Annotated in this window: 20 protein-coding genes and 2 pseudogenes; 9 read left to right on the top strand and 13 right to left on the bottom strand. The window is 50.5% G+C overall.

The window, feature by feature from the left end:
- Positions 1-649 precede the first annotated feature (649 nt).
- Positions 650-1807, bottom strand: coding sequence for a JmjC domain-containing protein (locus ACQY8X_RS09570; protein ID WP_428034918.1), 1158 nt, complete (start codon positions 1805-1807; stop codon positions 650-652).
- Entirely contained in the window at positions 1804-2574 is a 771-nt protein-coding gene (gene trmJ, locus ACQY8X_RS09565; protein ID WP_428034917.1) for a tRNA (cytosine(32)/uridine(32)-2'-O)-methyltransferase TrmJ, read from the bottom strand. Before trmJ ends, ACQY8X_RS09570 begins: the two co-directional genes overlap by 4 nt.
- Positions 2575-3004: 430 nt before the next feature.
- Here trmJ and ACQY8X_RS09560 point away from each other — a divergent pair, with 430 nt between their 5' ends.
- Positions 3005-4051: an MBL fold metallo-hydrolase gene (locus tag ACQY8X_RS09560; RefSeq protein WP_428034916.1), complete on the top strand. Its 1047-nt coding sequence runs from the start codon at positions 3005-3007 to the stop codon at positions 4049-4051.
- Here ACQY8X_RS09560 and ACQY8X_RS09555 read toward each other — a convergent pair.
- From ACQY8X_RS09555 to ACQY8X_RS09535, 5 genes are all read right to left on the bottom strand, one after another.
- Positions 4039-4884: an alpha/beta fold hydrolase gene (locus tag ACQY8X_RS09555; protein ID WP_428034915.1), complete on the bottom strand. Its 846-nt coding sequence runs from the start codon at positions 4882-4884 to the stop codon at positions 4039-4041. The genes ACQY8X_RS09560 and ACQY8X_RS09555 overlap by 13 nt on opposite strands.
- An 80-nt stretch (positions 4885-4964) precedes the next feature.
- Positions 4965-6329, bottom strand: coding sequence for an adenylosuccinate lyase (gene purB / locus ACQY8X_RS09550; RefSeq protein ID WP_428034914.1), 1365 nt, complete (start codon positions 6327-6329; stop codon positions 4965-4967).
- 125 nt (positions 6330-6454) lie between these two features.
- Positions 6455-7126 (bottom strand): high frequency lysogenization protein HflD, encoded by a 672-nt coding sequence (gene hflD, locus ACQY8X_RS09545; protein ID WP_428034913.1) that lies wholly within the window; start codon positions 7124-7126, stop codon positions 6455-6457.
- 16 nt (positions 7127-7142) lie between these two features.
- The gene (gene mnmA / locus ACQY8X_RS09540; RefSeq protein WP_428034912.1) at positions 7143-8300 is read right to left on the bottom strand and encodes a tRNA 2-thiouridine(34) synthase MnmA; all 1158 of its coding nucleotides are present in this window, start codon (positions 8298-8300) and stop codon (positions 7143-7145) included.
- 120 nt (positions 8301-8420) lie between these two features.
- Positions 8421-8879 carry an NUDIX hydrolase gene (locus tag ACQY8X_RS09535; protein ID WP_428034911.1) on the bottom strand — a complete coding sequence of 153 codons (459 nt, stop codon included), beginning with the start codon at positions 8877-8879 and terminating at the stop codon, positions 8421-8423.
- Positions 8880-9022: 143 nt separating this feature from the next.
- Here ACQY8X_RS09535 and moaE point away from each other — a divergent pair, with 143 nt between their 5' ends.
- Positions 9023-9478: a molybdopterin synthase catalytic subunit MoaE gene (gene moaE, locus ACQY8X_RS09530; RefSeq protein ID WP_428034910.1), complete on the top strand. Its 456-nt coding sequence runs from the start codon at positions 9023-9025 to the stop codon at positions 9476-9478.
- A 39-nt stretch (positions 9479-9517) separates the two neighbouring features.
- Here the strand turns inward: moaE and ACQY8X_RS09525 are convergent, their stop codons facing one another.
- Complete coding sequence (locus ACQY8X_RS09525; protein ID WP_428034909.1) at positions 9518-10159, bottom strand: pseudouridine synthase; 642 nt, start codon at positions 10157-10159, stop codon at positions 9518-9520.
- Positions 10160-10346: 187 nt separating this feature from the next.
- Between ACQY8X_RS09525 and icd the strand changes: the two genes are divergently transcribed.
- Positions 10347-11600, top strand: a complete 1254-nt coding sequence (icd, locus tag ACQY8X_RS09520) for an NADP-dependent isocitrate dehydrogenase (protein ID WP_428034919.1) — start codon at positions 10347-10349, stop codon at positions 11598-11600.
- A gap of 125 nt (positions 11601-11725) precedes the next feature.
- Here the strand turns inward: icd and ACQY8X_RS09515 are convergent, their stop codons facing one another.
- Complete coding sequence (locus ACQY8X_RS09515; protein WP_428034908.1) at positions 11726-11956, bottom strand: cold-shock protein; 231 nt, start codon at positions 11954-11956, stop codon at positions 11726-11728.
- A 245-nt stretch (positions 11957-12201) separates the two neighbouring features.
- Between ACQY8X_RS09515 and clpS the strand changes: the two genes are divergently transcribed.
- The gene (clpS, locus tag ACQY8X_RS09510) at positions 12202-12558 is read left to right on the top strand and encodes an ATP-dependent Clp protease adapter ClpS (RefSeq protein ID WP_428034907.1); all 357 of its coding nucleotides are present in this window, start codon (positions 12202-12204) and stop codon (positions 12556-12558) included.
- 13 nt (positions 12559-12571) lie between these two features.
- The gene (gene clpA / locus ACQY8X_RS09505; RefSeq protein ID WP_428034906.1) at positions 12572-14830 is read left to right on the top strand and encodes an ATP-dependent Clp protease ATP-binding subunit ClpA; all 2259 of its coding nucleotides are present in this window, start codon (positions 12572-12574) and stop codon (positions 14828-14830) included.
- 50 nt (positions 14831-14880) lie between these two features.
- Here the strand turns inward: clpA and infA are convergent, their stop codons facing one another.
- The 4 genes from infA to trxB all read right to left on the bottom strand — a co-directional run bounded on the left by infA (position 14881) and on the right by trxB (position 17664).
- Complete coding sequence (infA, locus tag ACQY8X_RS09500; RefSeq protein ID WP_091359137.1) at positions 14881-15099, bottom strand: translation initiation factor IF-1; 219 nt, start codon at positions 15097-15099, stop codon at positions 14881-14883.
- A gap of 179 nt (positions 15100-15278) precedes the next feature.
- Positions 15279-15989, bottom strand: a complete 711-nt coding sequence (locus tag ACQY8X_RS09495) for an arginyltransferase (RefSeq protein ID WP_428034905.1) — start codon at positions 15987-15989, stop codon at positions 15279-15281.
- Complete coding sequence (gene aat, locus ACQY8X_RS09490) at positions 15986-16699, bottom strand: leucyl/phenylalanyl-tRNA--protein transferase (protein WP_428034904.1); 714 nt, start codon at positions 16697-16699, stop codon at positions 15986-15988. The genes ACQY8X_RS09495 and aat overlap by 4 nt, the downstream gene beginning before the upstream one ends.
- Before the next feature lie 11 nt (positions 16700-16710).
- Positions 16711-17664, bottom strand: a complete 954-nt coding sequence (gene trxB, locus ACQY8X_RS09485) for a thioredoxin-disulfide reductase (RefSeq protein ID WP_428034903.1) — start codon at positions 17662-17664, stop codon at positions 16711-16713.
- 405 nt (positions 17665-18069) lie between these two features.
- On the opposite strand from trxB, the pseudogene ACQY8X_RS09480 reads away from it, so the two are divergent.
- The 4 genes and pseudogenes from ACQY8X_RS09480 to ACQY8X_RS09465 form a co-directional block, all read left to right on the top strand.
- A pseudogene (locus ACQY8X_RS09480) lies at positions 18070-18528 on the top strand (DNA translocase FtsK 4TM domain-containing protein); the annotation flags it as partial.
- 624 nt (positions 18529-19152) lie between these two features.
- Positions 19153-20643: pseudogene (locus ACQY8X_RS09475) on the top strand (DNA translocase FtsK); the annotation flags it as partial.
- A gap of 2 nt (positions 20644-20645) precedes the next feature.
- The gene (gene lolA / locus ACQY8X_RS09470; protein WP_428034902.1) at positions 20646-21302 is read left to right on the top strand and encodes an outer membrane lipoprotein chaperone LolA; all 657 of its coding nucleotides are present in this window, start codon (positions 20646-20648) and stop codon (positions 21300-21302) included.
- Positions 21302-22648 (top strand): replication-associated recombination protein A, encoded by a 1347-nt coding sequence (locus ACQY8X_RS09465; RefSeq protein ID WP_428034901.1) that lies wholly within the window; start codon positions 21302-21304, stop codon positions 22646-22648. The genes lolA and ACQY8X_RS09465 overlap by 1 nt, the downstream gene beginning before the upstream one ends.
- Positions 22649-22651: the final 3 nt, after the last annotated feature.

The following is a 22651-nucleotide window of genomic DNA, read 5'->3' as shown; positions in this document are numbered from 1 at the left end:
GGCAGCGTATTCAGGGTTGATCGCATTCCAGGCAGAGCCGTAGGTCTCTTTCAGGGCTGCTACTGTTTCGATATCTTGAGTCAGACTAGACATGGTGAATCCTTCTGTTGGTCGCTATCTATCCAGAGGTTATCGTTTATAGGTTCTGGCTTAGAAGGCTGGTTACATCTTACGTCAGCAAAGTGTCGCAGTGGCTGACGCCTCACGGAAGACTCATGATGCTGCCTTTGCGGGGGTGGGTCAAAGGCTTTTTTGTGCATAGCAGCAAAGCTGTAGCTCTACTACATCTGCTGGATATACCATGCTGTAGTTATACTACAAGGCAGAGTGCTTGTTGCATTGCAGCAGAGCCAGAAACAGTAGGGGATTCAGTTGTCATAACCTAAAGTCTAGCGACTTTCGTACAGGGGGAATATCGCTGTATTTACAGAATAGTTTGGTTATATATAGGGTTGTTTTATATAACAAAATATCATATGCGAATAGCGACTACAAAACTCTGCGATGAGCAGGGAAAAACAGATAATTCAGCGGGACGTTTGTCGTGTGTTGCAAAATTGAAAAAGGCCATCAGATATGGCCTTTTTAGCAATGATGCGGACTACCCAGAGTGACGGGTAGTGTCATTCCGGGTTAATGATCTGCGCTGTCACTCAGTATAGAGTGACCCCTGATTGTAGAGATCGGCCAGCAGTTGTAGCTGCTGGTCGCTCCATTCCCCCTGACTGATCACAATGGTCGGTGTTTGGCAGAGGCTGGTGGCTAAGGTACTGCCGCTTTCAGGCACTTTAAAACAGCTGCCATCAGCATAGAGCTGAATCTCTCCTGCTTTTCCGGCACTGTAGGAGAATCGGCTGCCCTCATTACGAATGAAACACAGGTCTCCCTCTTGCAGCGCGGTTCTGATCTGTTCTACGGTGGCGGGTTCTTCAGGGCTTTGATCCAGCTCCGGATATTTCGGGTCGGTAACAAATTTACCCAGCCACTCGCCCAGACGGGCGTCATCCTGCAGATAACCGGTAAAGATTTCGCGCACTTTTTGTATTGCCTGAGGAGTAATCTCACCAGGATTATCCTGCAGTGTCAGATCCGGATCAGTATAGCGGGACTCTGAGGTTAGCTTTTCACCGATAAAGTCGGTAAAGCTGCGCATAATCTCTGCGTGGGAAGGCGCGCGAAAGCCAACCGAGTAGGTCATACAGTCATCGGTCTCTCCGATACCGTTATGACCAACCTGGGGCGGGATATAGAGCATATCACCGGGTTCCAGCACCCAGTTATATTCGGGCTCCCACTGGGTCATGATCATTACCGGCGTGTCTGCCCGGCGGGGCGAGTTCTGGTCAAAGAATCCACCTACTTCCCAGCGACGCTTGCCCTGAGTCTGAATCAGGAATACATCATAATTATCGTAATGGGGGCCAACACCGCCGCCCTGTGTGGCAAAGCTGACCATCAGGTCATCGTAGCGCCAGTTGGGGATAAAACGGAACTGTTCGACAATTTCACTGGCTTCCGGTACCCAGTGGTCCACTGCCTGAACCAGCAGCGTCCAGTGGGTGTCAGGCAGGTTGGTGAAAGTGTCTTCATCGAAAGGACCATGTTTGATCTGCCAGTCATCGCCATCGGGACTCTGCACCACCAGACGTGATTCAACATCGTCTTCAAGGGATAGTCCTGCCAGCTCATCCGCTCCTACAGGCGCTTGCAGATCGGGGAAGGCATTACGCACCAGTAACGGTTTTTTCTGCCAGTAATCACGCAGAAACGTTTCGATTGAGATGTCGCCGAAAGGTGAATCACTCATTGATCAGATCCTTTATCCTGGGATGTTGTTGCTTCTGCTGTGCTGGCAGCGGCTAATTTAGTCGTTGTTTCATCGATCGAGGTGAGAATGCCCCGCAGCATATTTAACTCAGTACGCTCCGGTCGGGAGCGGTTAAAGTAGCGTCTCAGCTTGTCCATCACTTTGCCTTCATGTTGGGGAATGATGAAGTGAGTCTTGCGTAAAGCACTTTCCAGGTGTTGGTAAAATCGTTCCATATCCTGGGTAAGCGGGTAGGGCTCTTCTCGTTTAATATAGTCTTTTTTGCTGTGAGCCTGCCAGATCTCATAACACACCAGCTGAATCGCAGCAGAGACATTCAGAACCGGATATTCAGGGTTAGCCGGAATATAAACATGGTAGTTACATTTTTGCAGCTCTGCGTTGTGCAGCCCCATGGTTTCACGCCCAAAGATAATAGCAACTTTACCGTGTTCAGCTTCACCCACCACCTTGCGGGCACAATCTTGAGCATCAAAAATTGGCAGGTCGAAGGTGCGGTTACGCGCACTGGTGCCGATCACCAACTGACAATCAGCGATCGCTTCATCCAGAGTGTCGACTACCACGGCACGTTCCAGAAGGTCTTTTGCCCCGGCAGCGCGTGAGTCGGCTTCTTCGTCTGGAAAGATGCGCGGTTCAACCAGATACAACTGGCTTAGCCCCATATTTTTCATCGCCCGTGCGGCGGCGCCGATATTGCCTGGGTGGAATGTGTTAATCAGTACGATACGGATATTGTCGAGCATAGTGTCATCGTTATCAGGTCAGGCAGCTATGATAGTCAGTTACGGCCTGAGTGTTATTGTTTCAGATCAGGCTTCCCGAGCGATGGCGGTTTGCTGCATGTTGCAAACACGTCGTTCCGGTTGCCAGAAACGAGAGGGTTGTCTGAGTATCAGACGATCAGTCGTGGCTGGTTTGTGATGTTGAGAACGGCGTAAGTTTAATGAGTTTTGCAGTGACAATCCAGAAGCTTTCCGTATCGATATCAGGTTAGAAATCGTTCTTAAGAACGAAGTGGCCTGATGCTGCAAATCTTACTATGGCCGCAAAGATCAAAATATTGACTGTAACAGTAAAGCTGAAGCCATCTCTGCCCGATTTAAACGTGTTAATCTGAATCATCAGACAGGTGCTGACCTTTAGAGATGAAATCTTAACCCTGAGGTTGTGAAAGTGAATTCAATTGTAACTGCCGAATACTCAGTGCCGGACTTTGGAGAGCTGGTTGAGGTAGCGCCGGGAGTGCTCTGGCTGCGGATGCCGCTACCTTTCGATCTGGATCATATCAACCTCTATATCCTTGATGATATTGATGGCTGGGTCGTGGTGGACTGTGGTCTTGGTAATGCAGATACCCGCGCGGTCTGGGAAAAAGTACTGACCGGATTGTTGGCAGGTAAACCGGTTAAGAAGGTTATCCTGACTCATGCGCATATTGATCATATTGGTGCCGCAGGCTGGTTATGCCGGCATACAGATGCGCAGCTGTGGATTACGGCGGGTGAACAACGCACTGCAGGTGAATATTTTCAGCTGAAGGGGGCTGACTCAGAGTATTTTACCGCTACAACGAAGGGGTTTCTTCACCGGCTGGGGATGGATGACAAGCAATCTGAAGGGATTATGGGTATTTTTACCGGCATCTCTACTCTGATTCACCCTTTGCCTGAGAATATCCAGGCGTTGCAGGAAGATTGTGTCATCACGGTCGGTAATAAAGATTGGCAAATTATTATCTCGGAAGGTCATTCTGAGGCCCATGCCTGTTTATATTCTGAGGAGCTGGGCGTGCTGATTTCCGGTGATCAGGTGCTACCCCGGATAAGTTCTAATGTCAGTGTCAGACCTGCCAGACCCGAGGCAAATCCGTTGTCAGCCTGGCTGGATTCGTTATCCCGATTAACCAGACTACCGGCAGATACGCTGGTGTTACCGGCCCATGAGCGTCCGTTTTATGGCCTCAGGGGGCGATTAACCGCGCTGATAGAGGAACACAGGCAGACTCTGATCGAGGTAGAGCAGGCCTGCTCAGCGCCACTTACCGTGATGCAGTTGGCGGGGTTAATCTATAAGCGTGAACTGCCGCTATTCAATCTGTTACTGGCGGGCGGTGAATGCCTGGCTAATCTCAATTATCTGTTAGCCGAGACGCGGGTTCATCGTCAGTTGAATGATGAGGGTGTGCTGGTTTTTTCGCGTAGCCTTAATCAGTCCGGTTGAGCGATTTTACGGGCAAATTTTTGCAGCTCCCAGATAAAACGTTCCCGGTGAAACAGCTGCGGTGAGTGATCAGCTTTTTCATAGATATGTAGCTCGGCATTGGGAATCCTGTCCCGCACATACTCCGCTACAGCCTGGCTGTAGAACTGGCTTTCATCGCCGTAAATCAGCAACGCGGGGGCTGAGATCAGCGGCAGAACATCGCGGTAGTCTGCAGCGGTCAGACTTTCCCAGCACTGTACCAGAGGCTCACCGTCAAGGGTTTGCAGGTGTTCGCGCATCTGTTGAAAGCCCCGGGAGTTGCGGTTGTAGTTTTCGTAGGATTTACGATTGTAACCATTAGCAACCAGTTGCAGCAGTCCTTCGGCAAAATCTTCACGCAAAGTCTCGATCAGGCGCTGATTGTCAGCCTGGTTAAACTTCCCGTAAATACCGTTTTGCCACTGCCCATCGGTGACCAGTTTAGGCGACTGATCAATGATGCAGACACCGGCTAAACGTTCACAGCCAAAGTCCTGAACATACTGCCACAGGGTCAGTGCCCCCATGGAGTGACCAACGAGCAGAGCATTGTCTAAATCGTGATGTTGCATCAATAGCTGCAGATCTGCAGCCATCTCTCTGACATGGGTGCTGGTCTCTGGATTAAGCGGGTGACCACCGTGTCCCCGGGCATCCCAGCAGATCACTTCGTGGTAATCAGCCAACGCAGATGCGAAGGGCAACCAGTCTTTTGCGCTGGCACTCCAGCCGTGCAGGAATATAATTGGGCTGCCTTTACCCAGTCGCAGGTAGTGGATTTTAGCGCCATCTTTAGCTTGCAATACTTCCATAATATCAACGGCTTAATCTGTTAAGTTAAAGCAATAAAAAAGCAGAGCCAAGGCTCTGCTTTTTTTGACCGTAGCGATAATCAGATCGCGTTGGCCTGATCAACCGCGTTGCCGATATAGCTATGCGGTGTCAGCTGTTTCAGTTCTTCTTTTGCGGCGTCAGGCATTTCCAGGGTGTCAACAAATGCCATAATGGTCGCTTTGTTCATATCCTGACCACGGGTCAGTGCCTTGAGTTTTTCATAGGGCTCTTCGATGCCGTAACGACGCATCACCGTCTGAATCGGCTCTGCCAGAACTTCCCAGCTGTTTTCCAGATCCGCATCGAGGCGGGCAGGGTTGAGTTCCAGTTTGCTGATACCCTTCAGGCTGGACTGATAGGCGATCAGGCTGTAGCCAAAACCAACGCCCATGTTACGCAACACGGTTGAGTCGGTCAGGTCACGCTGCCAGCGGGATACCGGCAGTTTTGCTGCCAGGTGCTGCATTATGGCGTTGGCAATACCCAGATTGCCTTCGGAGTTTTCGAAGTCAATCGGGTTAACTTTGTGTGGCATTGTCGATGAGCCAACTTCGCCCGCGATGGTTTTCTGCTTGAAATATCCCAGAGAGATATAACCCCAGATATCACGGTCGAAATCGATGATGATGGTGTTAAAGCGGCACACAGCATCAAACAGTTCTGCGATATAGTCGTGGGGTTCGATCTGTGTGGTGTAGGGGTTAAATGTCAGCCCCAGACCTTCAACAAACTCCTGGGCATTTTTCGCCCAATCAACATCAGCGTATGCAGAGATATGTGCGTTGTAGTTGCCCACCGCGCCATTAATCTTACCCAGTAGCTCAACCTTTTTGATCTGGCTGATCTGACGTTGCAAACGATAGGCGACGTTGGCCATCTCCTTGCCGACAGTAGTCGGGGAGGCGGTCTGACCGTGGGTGCGGGATAGCATTGGCTGAGCAGCATAGGCGCGTCCCAACTGGGCGATCTCATCGTTCACCTGCTGCATGATCGGCAGCATAACGTCCAGTCCCTGCTTCAGCATCAGCGCGTGGGAAAGGTTATTGATATCTTCAGAGGTACAGGCAAAGTGAACAAATTCGCTCACCGCTGCCAGCTCAGCGTTGTCCGCGATACGCTCTTTAATCAGATATTCAACCGCTTTAACATCGTGGTTGGTGGTGCGTTCAATCTCTTTTACCCGGTTGGCTTCAGTTTCACCAAAGTTATCTACCAGAGCATTCAGAACCGCATTCGCTGTATCGCTGAGTGCGGGAACTTCAGTAATTTGCGGGTGAGCGGCAAGTTTCTGCAGCCAGCGAACTTCAACAGTTACACGGGCACGTATCAGACCAAACTCACTGAATACAGGGCGAAGATCAGCGGTTTTGCTGCCGTAACGACCATCAACTGGAGAGATCGCGGAAAGAGAAGAAAGATCCATATCGAGTAAATACCTGACTGGGTTAAATTTTGAGGGCGAATTATAGCTAAAATAGCCTCGCAGGGAAAATCTGGAAGGTATTTTTTTGTTGCTTAGTTAAAGCAACCCATCGCCGGGCTGGTTGGTTAGCCCCGGCCACTGATCTGACGCACCGATGGGCGCAGCCGGGATTTGAAAAATAGCAGGTGCCAGCGCTTACCGCCCACCTGCCGCCAGAGCATCGCTGAGCGGATGCCTGCCAAGAGCAATGCGCGTATTTTTGCTGCGTTTTCGGCATTCTGCAGATGACGGGGCTCCCCCGTCACCTGAATTCTGAAGCTGAATGTACTCAGCGTATCCTGATAGAGGCTGGCAAGGTTTGCTACGACGCTGGGGTGGGTATAGGCCGTTGGATTATCGGTCAGGCTGGTGCCAGCTTCGGCAAAATAGCTCGCCTGTTTGGCGATCTTGTCAATTCGCTCGCCAATCGTTTTCAGCAGATCGGGGCGTTTATTCAGCTTACGTTCCAGGTGGATAATGCTCAGAGCGTAGCGAATCACATCGGGGTTCTGTTCTGAGCGGTTTTTATCCAGCAGCTCCTGAAGTCCGCGAAAGCCCTGGCTAAGGTTAATCGGCAGATCGTGAACACCACCGAAGATCTCCTCAGTGGTCTCGGGATTGGTGACGAAGATGCTTGCCAGGGAGGTTTCAAAGCTATTTTGTGACACCATTCCCCTGGTAGCGATCTGCTCTACCAGACTGGCCGCCTGAAACAGCCCGGCGAGGGCGATTGCCTGTTGATCTTCTGCTCTGGACATAGTGCTGATTGTCTCTCTACGCGTTGTGGGCGGCTGTTGTTGCGGCAGCTGTCTTTCCGGTTGTTTCAATAACGCCACCACCCAGGCAGACGTCGTTATGGTATATCACCACGGACTGACCGGGCGTAACCGCTCGCTGGGGTTCGTCAAACTCTATCCGATAGCCCTCGTCTGCAGAAAAAACCGTGCAGCCCTGATCGGACTGGCGATACCTTACCTTAGCACGGCAGCTAAATGGCAGGGTGGGTTTCTCTCCGCTAATCCAGAAGAGATCGCTGGCTGTCAGCCAGTTGCTGAACAGCAATTCGTGCTGCTGCCCCTGGACTGCAATCAATACATTACGTTGCAGATCCTTATCTGCCACAAACCAGGGTTCTTCCGGGTAATCTTTTAAGCCGCCAATGCCCAGCCCCTGGCGCTGGCCGATGGTGTGGTACATCAGCCCCTGATGCTGACCGATTACATCACCTTCGGGGGTTTCAATATTGCCTGGCTGGGCGGGGAGGTACTGCTTGAGAAAGTCACTGAAACGTCGTTCGCCGATAAAGCAGATTCCGGTACTGTCTTTTTTATTATGGGTAATCAGGTCATGCTGTTCAGCCAGGCGTCGGACTTCCGGCTTTTCCAGCTCACCTACTGGGAAAAATGTCTGTGCCAGCTCGACACTGCCAACCTGATGCAGAAAGTAGCTCTGGTCTTTGTTGTTATCCAGACCTTTTAACAGTGCTGCTTTGCCATCGATTTCGCCACGGCGCACATAGTGCCCGGTTGCAATTTTGTCAGCGCCGAGCATTTTGGCGTATTCGAGAAACGCCTTAAATTTAATCTCACGATTGCAGAGAATGTCCGGGTTGGGGGTGCGGCCAGCTTTATACTCTTCGAGGAAATGTTCAAACACATTATCCCAGTATTCGGCGGCAAAATTGGCGGTATGCAGTTTAATGCCTAACTTGTCGCAGACCGCCTGTGCATCGGCCAGATCATCCATCGCAGTACAGTATTCCGTGCCGTCATCTTCGTCCCAGTTTTTCATAAACAGGCCTTCAACCTGATATCCCTGTTGTTGCAATAGCAGGGCGGACACGGATGAATCCACACCGCCGGACATGCCGACGATCACTTTGACTGTTGACGGATCGATAGTTGTGGAGTCGTTTTTAGCTGCTGCTGACATAGGGACTGTATCTGACCTTAAAACTGATAATATTCTGGTTAATATGCGACCGAAGTCGCGTAATTCAATGTTTTACCCGATTTTCGCTTTACCGGAAGCTCGCATGACAGAGTCTGTGTTTCATTGAGCATCCTCTTCGACGATAACCGACAGCGGAAAACGGATGCCTGACAAGTAGTCGTCTATACAGCGCGTTACCATAGGGCTGCGTAAACACACTCTGCGTTGTTCCAACTCTTCACGACTGAGCCACAGAGCCCGTTCAATACCCGTATCCAGTGGCAGTTCAGGGTCATTACTCTCAGCTCTGGCGGCAAAGCAGTAGCGATGGTACGTCACGCCGTTGGCCGGCGCTGTATAAACATAGATACCCACCAGTTCGGTTGGGGTGACCCTCCAGCCGGTTTCTTCGAGGGTCTCGCGGATAGCGGCTTCTACAAAGGTTTCATTAGCTTCTACATGCCCGGCCGGTTGATTGATAACCAGCTGGCCCAGCGATAGAGACTGTTCTTCAACACAGAGAAATTTGCCATCCTGCTCAATAATGGTTGCCACTGTTACATGGGGTGTCCAACGCATTCTGCATCCCGTATATTAAGGGCCATATTAAATTATGTGAAACCCATTGAATTGATTCTCTGCAGCTTATGTGTCTCTGCAGTGTGCTGTGGGGGCCAACCTTACCATTTTTGACCGCTTTTGGCTGTATTTTGGAGTGTCCTTTGTTTAAAGATATTGTTTCGGTTCAGACTGAAGATTTTTCAATAGGAACGCTGTCTGAGCAGGTCAGGGCGGATGATGCCAGTCATGGTGCGATTGTGACCTTCACCGGTATTGTCCGGCAGTTGCCGGATGGCGCGGGTCTGGAGGCGATGTACCTTGAGCACTACCCGGGAATGACGGAGAAGGCGCTGCAGAACATTATCTCTCAGGCACGGAAGCGCTGGCCACTGGGCAATGTGGTGGTGGTCCACCGCGTCGGACGTCTTGAGTTGAATGCTAATATCGTCTTTGTCGGGGTTGGCAGTGCTCATCGTCTGGCAGCGTTTCAGGCCGCTCAGTTCATCATGGATTATCTCAAGCGTGATGCGCCGTTCTGGAAGAAAGAGATCACCCTTGAGGGCGAGCACTGGGTGGAAGCCAAACAGTCCGACCTGGATGCGGCTGATAACTGGTAAAGGATCTCTGTAAACAGGTCGTCTTAAACGTAAAACGGCTTAGCGGGGCCGGCTGCTTCTATTGGCTTTGGTTGTTTCTTTGAACGTGCCCCTGTGTTTGTTCCGGTTTGTTGGCGGTGTTCGTTTTGCTGAAACCGCGATATGTACCTCCTCTGTACGCTGTTCACCGGGTTGCAGATTCTCAAGTCTCCAGCTACCAATAGCTACACGGATCAGTCGCAGTGTTGGAAAGCCGACCGCGGCGGTCATCCGTCTCACCTGGCGGTTTTTCCCTTCTGTAATTTTCAGCTCAATCCAGCTTGTAGGCTTATTGAGTCGCTCCCGAATCGGCGGGGTGCGTGGCCAGATCGACGGTTCCGGGATCTTTTTAGCCTTAGCGGGACGGGTGACACCATCTTTGAGCGGTACTCCCTGACGCAGCTGCTTTAAGGCATCCTCAGCGATTTCACCTTCAACCTGTGCCCAGTAAGTTTTTTCCAGTTTAAATTTAGGATCTGCCAGCGTGTGCTGTAGCTGACCATCATCGGTGAGAATGAGCAGCCCCTCAGAGTCATAATCCAGTCGACCGGCGGCATAGACACCTTTACGTTTGATAAAGTCGCTCAGATTTTTCCGTCCTTCGCTGTCCGTGAACTGGGTCAATACCTGGAAAGGTTTGTTAAACAAAATAATGTCGGACATATCAATTTCCGCTTAATCGAGGTGGCTGAAAACGCTGTGACAATAGACGAACGAAAAGCATCAATAAAAAGCGCTGATAACCAATACTCAGTCAAACAACTGAGGGGCAGGCAGGGTACCAGCGTCTATACTGTTTCTGCAAGTTTGTCTGCAAGATCATATTCTCCAATTGAAGGAGGGGTAAATGATGGCATATCTAAAGATCACCGTCCCGCAAGGTAGCAAGATCAAGGTCAATGACAATAACTCGCTGGATGTTCCTGACCACCCAGTCATTCCCTATATAGAGGGGGATGGTATCGGTGTCGATGTTTCTCCTGTGATGCTGGATGTTGTCGATGCTGCTGTCAGTAAAGCCTATGGTGGGCAGCGTAAAATCGCCTGGATGGAGGTTTATGCGGGGGAAAAAGCGACAGCGATATATGACCAGGATACCTGGCTGCCGGAAGAAACTCTGGAGGCCTTCAAGGAGTTTGCGGTGGGGATCAAAGGTCCGTTAACCACACCGGTGGGTGGCGGCATACGTTCCCTTAATGTAGCACTGCGCCAGGAACTGGATCTGTATGTCTGTCAGCGCCCGGTCCGCTGGTTTAAAGGGGTGCCCAGCCCGGTAATAAACCCGGGTGATGTTGATATGGTTATCTACCGTGAGAACTCTGAAGATATCTATGCGGGAGTCGAGTGGAAGGCGGGCAGTCCCGAGGCAGATAAAGTGATCCGTTTTCTTAAGCAGGAGATGGGCGTCACCAAGATTCGCTTTGATACCATGTGTGGTATCGGTATCAAGCCGGTGTCAGAAGAAGGAACTAAACGACTCGTCAGGCGCGCGCTGCAATACACTATTGATAATGATCGCAGATCAATGACTCTGGTTCACAAAGGCAACATCATGAAGTTCACCGAGGGGGCCTTTAAGGATTGGGGTTATGAGGTTGCCAGAGAGGAATTTGGCGCACAACCGCTGAATGGCGGCCCCTGGATGACGCTGACCAATCCCAATAATGGCAAAGAGATTATTGTTAAGGATGTGATTGCTGATGCGATGTTACAACAGATATTGCTGCGCCCGGCGGAGTATGATGTGGTCGCAACGCTGAATCTTAACGGTGATTATATCTCCGATGCATTGGCTGCTGAGGTGGGAGGTATTGGTATCGCTCCTGGTGCCAACCTGTCTGACAAGGTAGCGATATTTGAAGCTACCCATGGCACCGCCCCGAAGTATGCTGGCAAGAATATGGTTAATCCGGGCTCTATTATTCTTTCCGCTGAAATGATGTTGCGGCATATAGGTTGGTTTGAGGCTGCCGACCTGATCATAAAAGGGATGGATGCAGCGATTGCCGCGAAAACAGTGACATACGACTTTGAGCGTTTAATGGCTGGGGCGACATTGCTCAGCAGTTCAGAGTTTGGTGACGCTATTATTAGTCATATGTAATTATAAGTAGCAGAGAGGGGTTGGCAGGATGTGGTTGCCTGAGCAAGCATTCTGTAACAACCCTTGCTGTGTTCATCCTCTCTGCTGCCAGAGGCCTCTCTGTCATAGTTGGCAGAGAGGTCTGCCTAGTCGATCGTCTCTGTTTCAGATGCTGAGATCAGTTTGATATTGATGGCATGTGTGCCTTTTGGTCCTGGAGCTGTTTCAAACTGAACTGCCTGGCCTGCTTTGAGGCTTTTATAACCCTCCGTTAGTATTGCTGAGTAGTGAGCGAATAAATCTTCTTTAAAGTCCGCTGAAACGATAAAGCCAAAGCCTTTACCGTTATTGAACCATTTAACTTTCCCTGTGTGCATTGGGCCCCCCCCAATATCCAAATTACATCAACCCTAATTACCTTTAGGTCTGTTACCACAACAAACTCTCTTGCTACAATGAAGCAATATAAGAGCTGTTGTTGCTTGTTAAAAAGCAGGGACATCCGATACTACACATACTCTTAACTCCTGCACGTATAGTATAACATTGGGCTGGAGGCCCGGTTTGTCAAGGGGTACCCAAAATAGGGTGTGTAAAATTGTTAATTTTTTTGAGAGATGATATGCGTCAGGCGTTTTGTGATATTAAACTTTCAGGTGACCCGGATGATTTTGTTGATCACAACAATACCGGAGTGGTTACTGAGGAAGCAAAACCAGAGCTAAAAAGACCATCGATGTATCGGGTGGTATTGCTAAATGATGACTATACTCCAATGGATTTCGTGGTACAGATTCTAATGGGTTTTTTTGGCATGAATCAGGAAAAAGCAACACAAGTCATGCTGGCGGTCCATACTAAAGGAAAAGGGGTATGTGGTGTATTTACCCGGGATATAGCTGATACTAAAGCAGCGCAGGTGAATCAGTGCGCCAGAGAGAATAAGCATCCTCTCTTATGTGAAGTAGAGAAAGCGTAGCGGAGCGTTAAGTATGTTAAATAAAGAGCTTGAAGATACGCTGAGCGTTGCCTTTAAAAGTGCGCGCGCTAAGCGACATGAGTTTATGACAGTAGAGCACCTGTTATTAGCCTTGCTTGATAATACCGAGGCTCGAGCTGTTTTGGATGCGTGCGCTGTAGATCTGGAGAAGATGCGCAGTTTGCTCAGTACGTTTATTGAAGATACAACGCCTCTCCTGCCTGAGAACATTCCCGATGTTGAAACTCAGCCAACCCTGGGGTTTCAGCGGGTGCTGCAACGAGCGGTGTTTCATGTACAGTCCTCCGGTAAAGCTGAAGTTAACGGCGCTAATGTGCTGGTGGCTATTTTCAGTGAGCAGGAGAGTCAGGCTGTTTATGTGCTCAATCAGCAGGGTATTGAACGCATCGATGTAGTTAATTATATCTCCCATGGCATCTCGCGCATTGAAGAAAACGACAGTCGTCCCAGTGATGAGGGATTGCTGGACAGTGATAGTTCAGCGGATAAAGAGAAGAGCCCGCTGGCGAACTTTGCTGTCAATCTTAACGAGCAGGCGATGTCCGGCCGTATCGACCCCCTGGTTGGCAGGGATGCCGAGGTTGAGCGGGTGGTGCAGATTCTTTCCCGTCGCCGGAAAAATAATCCGCTGCTGGTGGGTGAAGCAGGTGTAGGCAAAACGGCTATCGCCGAAGGGCTGGCGAAGCTGATTGTTGAGGCTCAGGTACCGGATGTTATCGCTAAGAGTGTGGTGTATTCTCTGGATTTGGGTGCGCTGCTGGCGGGAACCAAATATCGGGGTGATTTTGAAAAACGCCTGAAAGGCCTCCTCAATGAGATAAAAGATCAGGATCATGCCATCCTTTTTATCGATGAAATCCATACCATTATTGGTGCGGGTGCCGCCTCTGGTGGCTCAATGGATGCGTCCAACCTGTTGAAGCCGTTACTCAGCTCCGGACAGCTACGCTGTATCGGTTCTACCACCTTTCAGGAGTTTCGCGGCATTTTCGAGAAAGACCGGGCATTGGCACGGCGTTTTCAGAAAGTGGATGTGCTTGAGCCTTCAGTTGAAGATACCTATCGCATTTTGCAGGGGCTGAAGAGTCGCTTTGAAGCGCATCACAATGTGAAGTACACCGATGACGCGCTACGAGCTGCCTCAGAGATGGCTGACCGTTATATCAATGACAAGCATATGCCTGACAAGGCGATTGATGTCATTGATGAGGCTGGGGCTTATCAGCAGCTCATGACCGCAGAAAATCGCAAATCGGTTATTGATGTGGCTGAAGTTGAGATTGTTGTTGCGAAGATCGCACGAATTCCTGCGAAAAGCGTCTCTGTTTCGGATAAAGAGCAGCTCAAAAAACTCGACAGTAATCTTAAGATGGTGGTTCTGGGGCAGGATCAGGCGATTGATACCCTGGCAGCGGCGATCAAACTTTCCCGGGCTGGCCTTAATGAACCCAATAAACCGGTGGGTTCATTCCTGTTTGCAGGTCCCACCGGTGTGGGTAAAACAGAGGTAACAACTCAGCTTGCACGGATTATGGGAATTGAGCTGATACGATTTGATATGTCTGAGTACATGGAGCGGCACACTGTTTCCCGGCTGATCGGTGCGCCTCCAGGATATGTTGGTTATGATCAGGGTGGCTTACTGACCGAGGCGGTATCCAAATCCCCTCATGCCGTGTTGCTGTTAGATGAGATTGAGAAGGCGCATCCTGAAGTGTTTAACTTGCTGTTGCAGGTGATGGATAACGGAACACTAACCGATAACAATGGTCGCAAAGCGGACTTCCGCAATGTAATTCTGGTGATGACAACCAACGCGGGAATCGAGCAGATGACCCGGGCGTCTATCGGCTTTAGTCAGCAGGATCATACAACGGATGGAATGGAGGCAATTAAAAAACTGTTTACACCTGAGTTCCGTAACCGTCTTGATGGCATCATTCAGTTTAAAGCACTCTCGCCGCAAGTTATTACCGGCGTAGTTGATAAATTCCTGACCGAGCTTCAGGCGCAACTGGACGATAAAAAAGTGGTTCTGCATGTCGATGATGCAGCGCGTCAGTGGTTTGCTGAAAAAGGCTATGACGCAACCATGGGCGCGCGGCCAATGAGGCGCTTAATTCAGGAGAAACTGAAGAAACCTCTGGCTGAAATGATTCTCTTTGGCGAACTGGCTGAAGAGGGTGGAGATGTTGATATTACGGTCAATGCTGATGATGATATCGAGATCCACGCAGGGGTAGCGGTTTAACCGCCACCACCTGTCAGATATAAAAAAACGGCCTGGGGGCCGTTTTTTTATTAGCGCGCGCGGTAGGTAATGCGGCCTTTAGTCAGGTCGTAAGGTGTCAACTCAACCTTTACCTTGTCACCGGTCAGGATGCGGATATAGTTTTTACGCATCTTACCAGAGATGTGAGCTGTAACAACGTGACCGTTTTCCAGTTCTACCCGGAACATTGTATTAGGCAGTGTGTCGGTCACAACGCCTTCCATTTCAAAGCTGTCTTCTTTAGACATTCATTACCTACCTAAGTTAATTAATTGCAATACTACATTTTGCAGCGCAGTATTTTGCCTTATTTTATTATCTATATCAAAGAGATTTGCTAAAAACGGCAAACTAATCTCTCAATCGAATGGGATTGTCGTAAGCAGTTGCTGCTGGATGGGGCAATCGAGCGCTCCTGTGCGGTGCCTCAGTCAACCAGGATCCACTGCCCATGAAGCAGCATTTCAAGGGGGTTGTAAGCAATTTTGTAGGACATTTTCTGGCACTCTCTTATCCAGTAGCCGAGATAGAGATATTCCAGTTCCAGCCGTTTAACCTCTTTAAGCTGCCAGAGAATTGCAAAGCTGCCAAGACTGCGGCGTTCCTCATCCGGGTCAAAAAAAGTGTAGATGGCAGACAAGCCCGAAGTCAGATAATCGGTAACGGCCAGCGCCAGAAGAGTGCCTGCCGGATCTCTGAACTCATAGAAGCAACCTTTCTGGCCACCCTCAATCAGGAAGGCGCTGAACTGATCCGGTGTGGGAGGGTACATATCACCATCGCTGTGCCGGGTGTTAATATATCTGGCATACAGTGAGTAATATTCGTCAGTAAATTGAGGAGGAACCGCGGTTACCTGCAGGTCTTTGTTTTTGCTAAAGATGCGCTTCTGGCTTTTGCTGGGCAGAAACTCCCGCCCATTAACCCTGACAGAGATGCAAGCCTGGCAGTTACTGCAATAGGGCCGATAGATATGTTTACCGCTACGACGAAAACCAAGATCTGAAAGCTGACTGTATGCGTCAAAGGAGATGACCTCCTGCGGGTCAACAAACAGTGTCTTGGCTTCGAATCCGTCGAGATAGCTGCACTCATGTTCCGGAGTGGCATAAAAATGCAGGGTTTTCAGGTTTGTCACTCAGTTCTTACCACGTCTTCTTTATCAATATCGAAATGCCAGTGATGATTCAGCTCTGCTTCCAGGTGCTGATCAAGATACTGCTTAAACTCAGCTCGGGAAATACAACCTGCTCCTAAACTGGTCAGATGATTGTTTTCGACCTGACAGTCAATTAAAGCATAGCCCCATTTTTCCAGTTGTCTGGCTAAAAATGCAAATGCAATTTTTGAGGTATTGGTTGCCCGACTAAACATCGATTCACCGAAAAATAATCGTCCCATAGCAATGCCATAGAGTCCACCGGTCAGCTTGCCATTTTGCCATAACTCAACCGAGTGAGCGATGCCCTGCTGATGCAGTTGTGTATAGGCTTTCTGCATCGGCGTACTGATCCAGGTTCCATCGCTATAGCTTCTGGGCGCGGCGCAAGCGGCGATAACCTCAGCGAATGCCCGGTCAAAGGTGATCTCAAACTCCGTACTGCGAATCGCTTTACGCAGGCTTCTGGAGATATGAATCTGCCCTGGAGTCAGCGTGCAACGAGGGTCTGGTGACCACCACAGGATGGGTTCACCCGGACTAAACCAGGGGAATATACCATGCCGATAGGCCTCAATAAGTCGATTGCCGCTCAGATCACCACCGGCAGCCAGTAAACCATTAGGTTCTTCCAGTGCCTGGGTGATTGGCGGAAAGTCGTTACTCTTTGGATCAAGCCACGGAATCATCAGAAAGCGGCTTAGGCCTGGTTATCCAGATAGCGTTCTGCATCCAGAGCTGCCATGCAGCCAAAGCCTGCTGAGGTGATCGCCTGGCGGTAGATATGATCAGCCACATCACCGGCCGCAAAAACACCCTCAATCGAGGTCTGTGTCGCGTTACCATCCGTGCCGGACTGAATCTTGATATAGCCGTCTTTTAATGCCAGTTGGTCACCAAAGATGTCCGTATTTGGTTTATGACCGATGGCAATAAATACACCTAGTAGTTCCAGTTCACGGGTTGAATCATCTTCGGTGCTTTTTATACGGATGCCCGTGACACCCATTGCGTCGCCGAGCACTTCATCCAACTGATGATTCCAGATGATGTTGATGTTGCCGTTTTCGGCCCGTTCAAAGAGCTTATCCTGCAGGATCTTTTCGCAACGCAGTGAATCACGGCGGTGAATCAGCGTCACTTCAGCGGCAATATTTGACAGATAAAGTGCTTCTTCAACCGCAGTGTTACCGCCGCCAATAACCGCTACTTTTTGACCGCGGTAAAAGAACCCATCACAGGTAGCGCAGGCGCTGACGCCTTTGCCCATGAATGCTTCTTCTGAAGGAAGACCTATATACTGCGCAGATGCGCCGGTACAGATAATCAGTGCATCACAGGTATATTCAGCCATATCCCCTTTGAGGCGGAAGGGACGGTTTTGCAGATCGGTTTCACTGATCTGGTCAAAAACTATCTGAGTATCAAAGCGCTCAGCATGGGCTTGCATGCGCTGCATCAGTTCAGGCCCCTGAACCCCATCAACATCACCAGGCCAGTTATCGACCTCAGTAGTGGTAGTTAACTGGCCACCGGCTTGCATGCCAGTAATCACAATGGGATTAAGATTGGCGCGGGCAGCGTATACTGCAGCAGTGTATCCAGCAGGGCCTGAGCCCAGAATAATCAATTTATGGTGTTGTATTTCGCTCATTGGTGATCCGTTGTCTGTTCACGCATTGTATTGAGGCCTATTATGCCCGTTTCGCTGAGCGGACAAAACAGGGATCAGCGCTGAATTTTTTAATCTGTCGCCGGTCAGACGCTCTTTAGTTAATCTTGCCGCCGTTAATTTACAGGGCAATGGGCATTATTGTTCAGTTTATGCTCAGTCCGGGCCCGTATGCTGAATAAAGAGTATAAAAGTCCGGATTGTGTCTGGGGAGCAGGGGCTAAATATGTTATTTTTTAGCTCATTTTATGGATAGATGTAAGGATATTTTTCTTGTCTCATAGCAGTCAAACACATAGTCACGAAGCCCGTAGCAAAGAAATCCGCGGCAAGGCTGATTCACGCGAGACAAAAATTGTCTCTTTCTCTGAACTACTGGGCCGGGTAGTGAAAGAGGGTGGGCTGATCATCGTTATCGGTTTTGCTGTTTTTCTACAGTTTGCTCTGCTTGGCTATGATAGTCGTGACCCCGGCTGGTCTCATCTTGGATATCAGCCAGAAGCACGTAATTTTACCGGCTATGTCGGTGCCTGGCTGGCCGATCTGATTCTGTCAGTTTTCGGAGTCGCTGCTTGGCTGGTGCCGTTAATGTTAGTCGTGCCAGCACTGCGCTTTATGGTGCGGCGGCAGGTGTCGCTGCTGGACGGCATCCCCTTCATGATGTTACGTGTGACTGGTGCGATACTGGTATTGCTCTGTCTGGCAACACTGGCTGCTACCCATCTCTCCAATGCCGAAACCCAGCTGCCATTCAGTATGGGGGGGCTGGTCGGCCAGGCGGTATCCGATCTTGCCGTATCACTGTTTAGCCTGATCGGCAGTTCAGTGGTGCTCTGGACGGTGCTGCTATTTGGTATCACCTTAATGCTGGAGCTGTCCTGGTCGCATCTGTTAGAGCGGCTGGGTCAGGCGCTATTTGCGCTCGGCGCCAAGTTAAAGCCTGCGGTGCGTGAAAAGCCTCAGAAGCCGGTGGTCAATCCTTATGCTAAAGAGGATGAGGAAAAACGTAATCTGCTCAGGGCCGCTGCCCGGCAAGGGCATCTGGCGGAGGAGCGGCTGGATGCAGAGCCCGTTGCCAGTGCAGCCCCGTCTGCAATACAGGATCAGCCATACCCCCCTGTAAGGCGAGAGTCTGAGAGACGGGAGCCAGTATTTAACCCGCCTTTGGGACACATTCAACCGGAGACATTGACAGCAGATAACCGGGATGACTATGCCGCACTGGCAGTGCCTGATTATGCTGACTCTTATGAAGCAGGTGCTGATGAGCTGGATGATATCCCGCTTGTTACACAATATGCCGACCCGCAGGTTGCACATTCCTCCCCGTTGGATCAGGCATATGTGTCCTTAGATCGCAAAGGCGTTAAGGTTGTCCCTCTGTCAGAGGCGCATACGCCGATGAAGGACAGTGAACTGGGGCTGGATCATATCCCTCAAACGACTCGTCGGCGTGAGCCGCGAAGAAAGATTCCCTCGCTGGATCTGTTGGATGCACCCGAGCTGAAACAGGGGCACTGTTACAGCGATGATCAGCTGGAAGAGATGTCCCGTCTGCTTGAAAGTAAGTTGAAAGATTTCGGCATCGTTGCTGAGGTTGTCGAGGTTAACCCTGGTCCGGTGATCACCCGCTTTGAGATGCAACCCGCTCCCGGCGTCAAAGCCAGCCGGATAACCAACCTGGCCCGCGATCTGGCGCGTTCTATGGCGGTGATGAGTGTGCGGGTGGTGGAGGTAATCGCTGGCAAATCAGTGATCGGTATCGAGATTCCGAACGAAGAACGACAGATGGTACGCCTGAGTGAGGTGCTGAACTCGAAACCCTATAAAGAAGCATCATCCAAGCTGACATTGGGGCTGGGTAACGATATCGCTGGTAATCCGGTGGTTGCCAATCTGGCGAAGATGCCTCACCTGTTGGTCGCGGGTACCACCGGTTCCGGTAAGTCTGTTGGTGTCAACGCGATGCTGCTGAGTCTGTTGTTTAAAGCGACACCGGATGAGGTGCGGCTGATGCTGGTGGACCCGAAAATGCTTGAGCTCTCGGTCTATGAGGGCATTCCACATCTGCTGGCGCCGGTTATTACCGATATGAAAGAAGCTGCTGGAGGTCTGCGCTGGTGTGTCGCCGAGATGGAACGGCGCTATAAGCTGATGTCTAAAATGGGCGTCAGAAACATCGCCGGTTATAACGACAAGGTTAATGAAGCCCGCGACCGGGGTACTCCGTTGCTTGATCCGCTGTGGAACCCGGAAGAGCAGGGGTTGCCCTCTGATGCACCGGCACCCTATCTGGAGACACTGCCCTATATCGTCGTCTGTATCGATGAGTTTGCCGATATGATTATGGTGGTGGGTAAAAAGGTAGAAGAGCTGATTGCGCGGATTGCACAGAAAGCACGGGCGGCCGGTATTCACCTGATTCTCGCCACTCAGCGCCCCTCTGTGGATGTTATTACCGGTTTGATTAAGGCTAACATTCCTACACGGATCGGCTTCCAGGTGTCTTCTAAGATCGACTCGCGCACAGTGCTTGATCAGAGCGGCGCAGAGCACCTGCTGGGCAATGGCGATATGCTCTACCTGCCTGCTGGCAGTAGTCTGCCAAACCGGGTTCATGGTGCTTTTGTCAGTGATGATGAAGTGCATCGTGTCGTTGAAGCCTGGAAGAAGATTGGCGCGCCGGATTACCTGATCACGGATCTTTCAGAAGTGGTTGAAGGGGGCGGCAGTGCATTTTCTGGCGATATGGATGATGAGCAGGATGCGTTGTATGACGAGGCAGTTGCCTTTGTCACCGAAACTCGCAAAGCCTCGATCTCTTCGGTGCAGCGTAAACTTAAAATCGGTTATAACCGCGCCGCGCGGATGATTGAAACAATGGAAGCAGCGGGAGTTGTATCGCCCGCCAGCCATAACGGTGCCCGTGAAGTATTGGCACCACCACCGCCTAAGGATTGATGATGACATTAAAAAGAATCGCTGCGATCGCACTGCTGGGATGTTCACTGAGCTTCTCTGCCATGGCTGATATTCAGGAAAATTCCGGTCTGAAGCTCAATGAGCTGCTGGCAAAGTTTGGCAGTTTCAGCGCTGAGTTTGATCAGGTCTCTGGCAGTGAAGATTCGCGGCGCATGGAAAACTCAAAGGGCACGTTGCTGCTGGCCAAACCGAATAAATTCAGATGGATCGCGACTGAACCCTTTGCGCAAAAACTGATCAGCGATGGTGAAACCCTGTGGATCTATGATCCTGATCTGGAGCAGGCGACTAAACGCAAAGTAGCTGAAACCGATGCTGGTGTTCCTGCCCTGATTCTTAATGGTCAGATAGAAGAACTGCAGACTCACTATACAATCCGGCTGTTGCAGGAAAAGGGGGATGATCAGCTGTTTGAGCTGCTGCCACTGAAAGAGGCGGACGTCTTCACCCGCATCCGTTTACTGTTTACCGCAGGTGTGATTAAAGAGCTGCAGATGGAAGATTCACTGGGTCAAAGAACCTCTATACTTTTTAATAATCAGAAGCTTAACCCAGACTATTCAGATGATGCTTTTACATTTATTCCCCCTGAAGGTACTGATATTATTGTCGAGAACAAAGCGGAGCCGGTTAACTGATGGCGGACCTGTTTGATGATCTGCAACCGCCAGGATATGAGCCTCTGGCGGCACGGATGCGCCCCCGATCGCTGGATGAGTATTGCGGTCAGCAACACTTGCTGGCACCGGGAAAGCCGCTGCGCAAAGCACTGGAGCAGGGTACTGTTCACTCGATGATTCTCTGGGGACCGCCCGGCGTAGGTAAAACAACCCTGGCCCGCTTGCTGGCCCATCAGGTTGATGCTCATTTTATTATTCTGTCTGCGGTGCTCTCCGGGGTTAAGGATATCCGTGCATCAGTGGATCAGGCGTTACAGGTGAAAGCGCAGTCCGGACGCAAAACCATCCTGTTTGTCGATGAGGTGCATCGTTTTAATAAGTCGCAGCAGGATGCCTTTCTACCCTATATTGAAGATGGAACGTTCCTGTTTGTTGGCGCCACCACTGAAAACCCCTCATTTGAACTGAATAATGCGCTGTTGTCCCGGGCGCGGGTCTATCTGCTTCGCAGTCTGGAGCAGAGTGATATTGAATCATTGTTGCTGCGTGCCCTGCATGATAAAGAGCGCGGTATACCACAACAGCCGCTGGTGTTTGCTGACGGAGCGTTGCAGCAACTGGCATCAGCCGCTGATGGGGATGGTCGACGGGGGCTGAATCTGCTCGAAATCGCTGCCGATCTGGCTGATTTTGATGGCACTCAATACACCATCGGGCCGCAGATTATCGAGGAAGTGCTGAAGTCCAGTGCCCGGCGCTACGATAAGCAGGGGGATCTGTTCTACGACATGATCTCCGCTTTTCATAAGTCAGTACGTGGCTCATCACCGGATGGTGCGTTGTACTGGTATTGCCGGATGCTCGATGGTGGTTGCGATCCGCTTTATATTGCCAGGCGGCTGGTGGCTATCGCTTCAGAAGATATCGGTAATGCTGACCCGCGGGCGATGCAGATTGCCCTGTCTGCCTGGGATGCCTTTGAGCGGGTGGGGCCTGCTGAGGGAAACCGGGCGATTGCCCAGGCTGCGATCTACTGTGCCAGTGCGCCGAAAAGCAATGCGGTTTACAAAGCGTTTAATCAGGCGATGGCTGATGTCAAAACCGATCCGGGTTATGAGGTGCCAGAACATCTGCGTAATGCGCCGACCAGTCTGATGAAGGATCTTGGATATGGGGCTGAATATCGTTATGCTCATGATGAGCCTGATGCCTATGCTGCTGGTGAGTGTTATCTGCCGCCGGAAATTGCCGACCGGCACTATTATCAGCCCAAGCCGCGAGGGCTGGAGATTCGCATTGGCGAGAAACTAGAACATCTGCAGGTGCTGGACCGGGCCAGTAGCAGACAACGATATAAGGATTAGTCC

It is taken from the genome of Amphritea sp., from assembly GCF_050300915.1.
Taxonomy (GTDB): Bacteria; Pseudomonadota; Gammaproteobacteria; order Pseudomonadales; family Balneatricaceae; genus Amphritea.
This window is presented reverse-complemented; position numbering and strand designations above follow the sequence as displayed.

Coding starts and splice junctions, on each gene's coding strand:
- ACQY8X_RS09570 (WP_428034918.1), bottom strand. CDS start 1,807: ATGAGTGATTCACCTTTCGGCGACATCTCAATCGAAACGTTTCTGCGT.
- trmJ (WP_428034917.1), bottom strand. CDS start 2,574: ATGCTCGACAATATCCGTATCGTACTGATTAACACATTCCACCCAGGC.
- ACQY8X_RS09555 (WP_428034915.1), bottom strand. CDS start 4,884: ATGGAAGTATTGCAAGCTAAAGATGGCGCTAAAATCCACTACCTGCGA.
- purB (WP_428034914.1), bottom strand. CDS start 6,329: ATGGATCTTTCTTCTCTTTCCGCGATCTCTCCAGTTGATGGTCGTTAC.
- hflD (WP_428034913.1), bottom strand. CDS start 7,126: ATGTCCAGAGCAGAAGATCAACAGGCAATCGCCCTCGCCGGGCTGTTT.
- mnmA (WP_428034912.1), bottom strand. CDS start 8,300: ATGTCAGCAGCAGCTAAAAACGACTCCACAACTATCGATCCGTCAACA.
- ACQY8X_RS09535 (WP_428034911.1), bottom strand. CDS start 8,879: ATGCGTTGGACACCCCATGTAACAGTGGCAACCATTATTGAGCAGGAT.
- ACQY8X_RS09525 (WP_428034909.1), bottom strand. CDS start 10,159: ATGTCCGACATTATTTTGTTTAACAAACCTTTCCAGGTATTGACCCAG.
- icd (WP_428034919.1), top strand. CDS start 10,347: ATGGCATATCTAAAGATCACCGTCCCGCAAGGTAGCAAGATCAAGGTC.
- ACQY8X_RS09515 (WP_428034908.1), bottom strand. CDS start 11,956: ATGCACACAGGGAAAGTTAAATGGTTCAATAACGGTAAAGGCTTTGGC.
- clpS (WP_428034907.1), top strand. CDS start 12,202: ATGCGTCAGGCGTTTTGTGATATTAAACTTTCAGGTGACCCGGATGAT.
- clpA (WP_428034906.1), top strand. CDS start 12,572: ATGTTAAATAAAGAGCTTGAAGATACGCTGAGCGTTGCCTTTAAAAGT.
- infA (WP_091359137.1), bottom strand. CDS start 15,099: ATGTCTAAAGAAGACAGCTTTGAAATGGAAGGCGTTGTGACCGACACA.
- aat (WP_428034904.1), bottom strand. CDS start 16,699: ATGATTCCGTGGCTTGATCCAAAGAGTAACGACTTTCCGCCAATCACC.
- trxB (WP_428034903.1), bottom strand. CDS start 17,664: ATGAGCGAAATACAACACCATAAATTGATTATTCTGGGCTCAGGCCCT.
- lolA (WP_428034902.1), top strand. CDS start 20,646: ATGACATTAAAAAGAATCGCTGCGATCGCACTGCTGGGATGTTCACTG.
- ACQY8X_RS09465 (WP_428034901.1), top strand. CDS start 21,302: ATGGCGGACCTGTTTGATGATCTGCAACCGCCAGGATATGAGCCTCTG.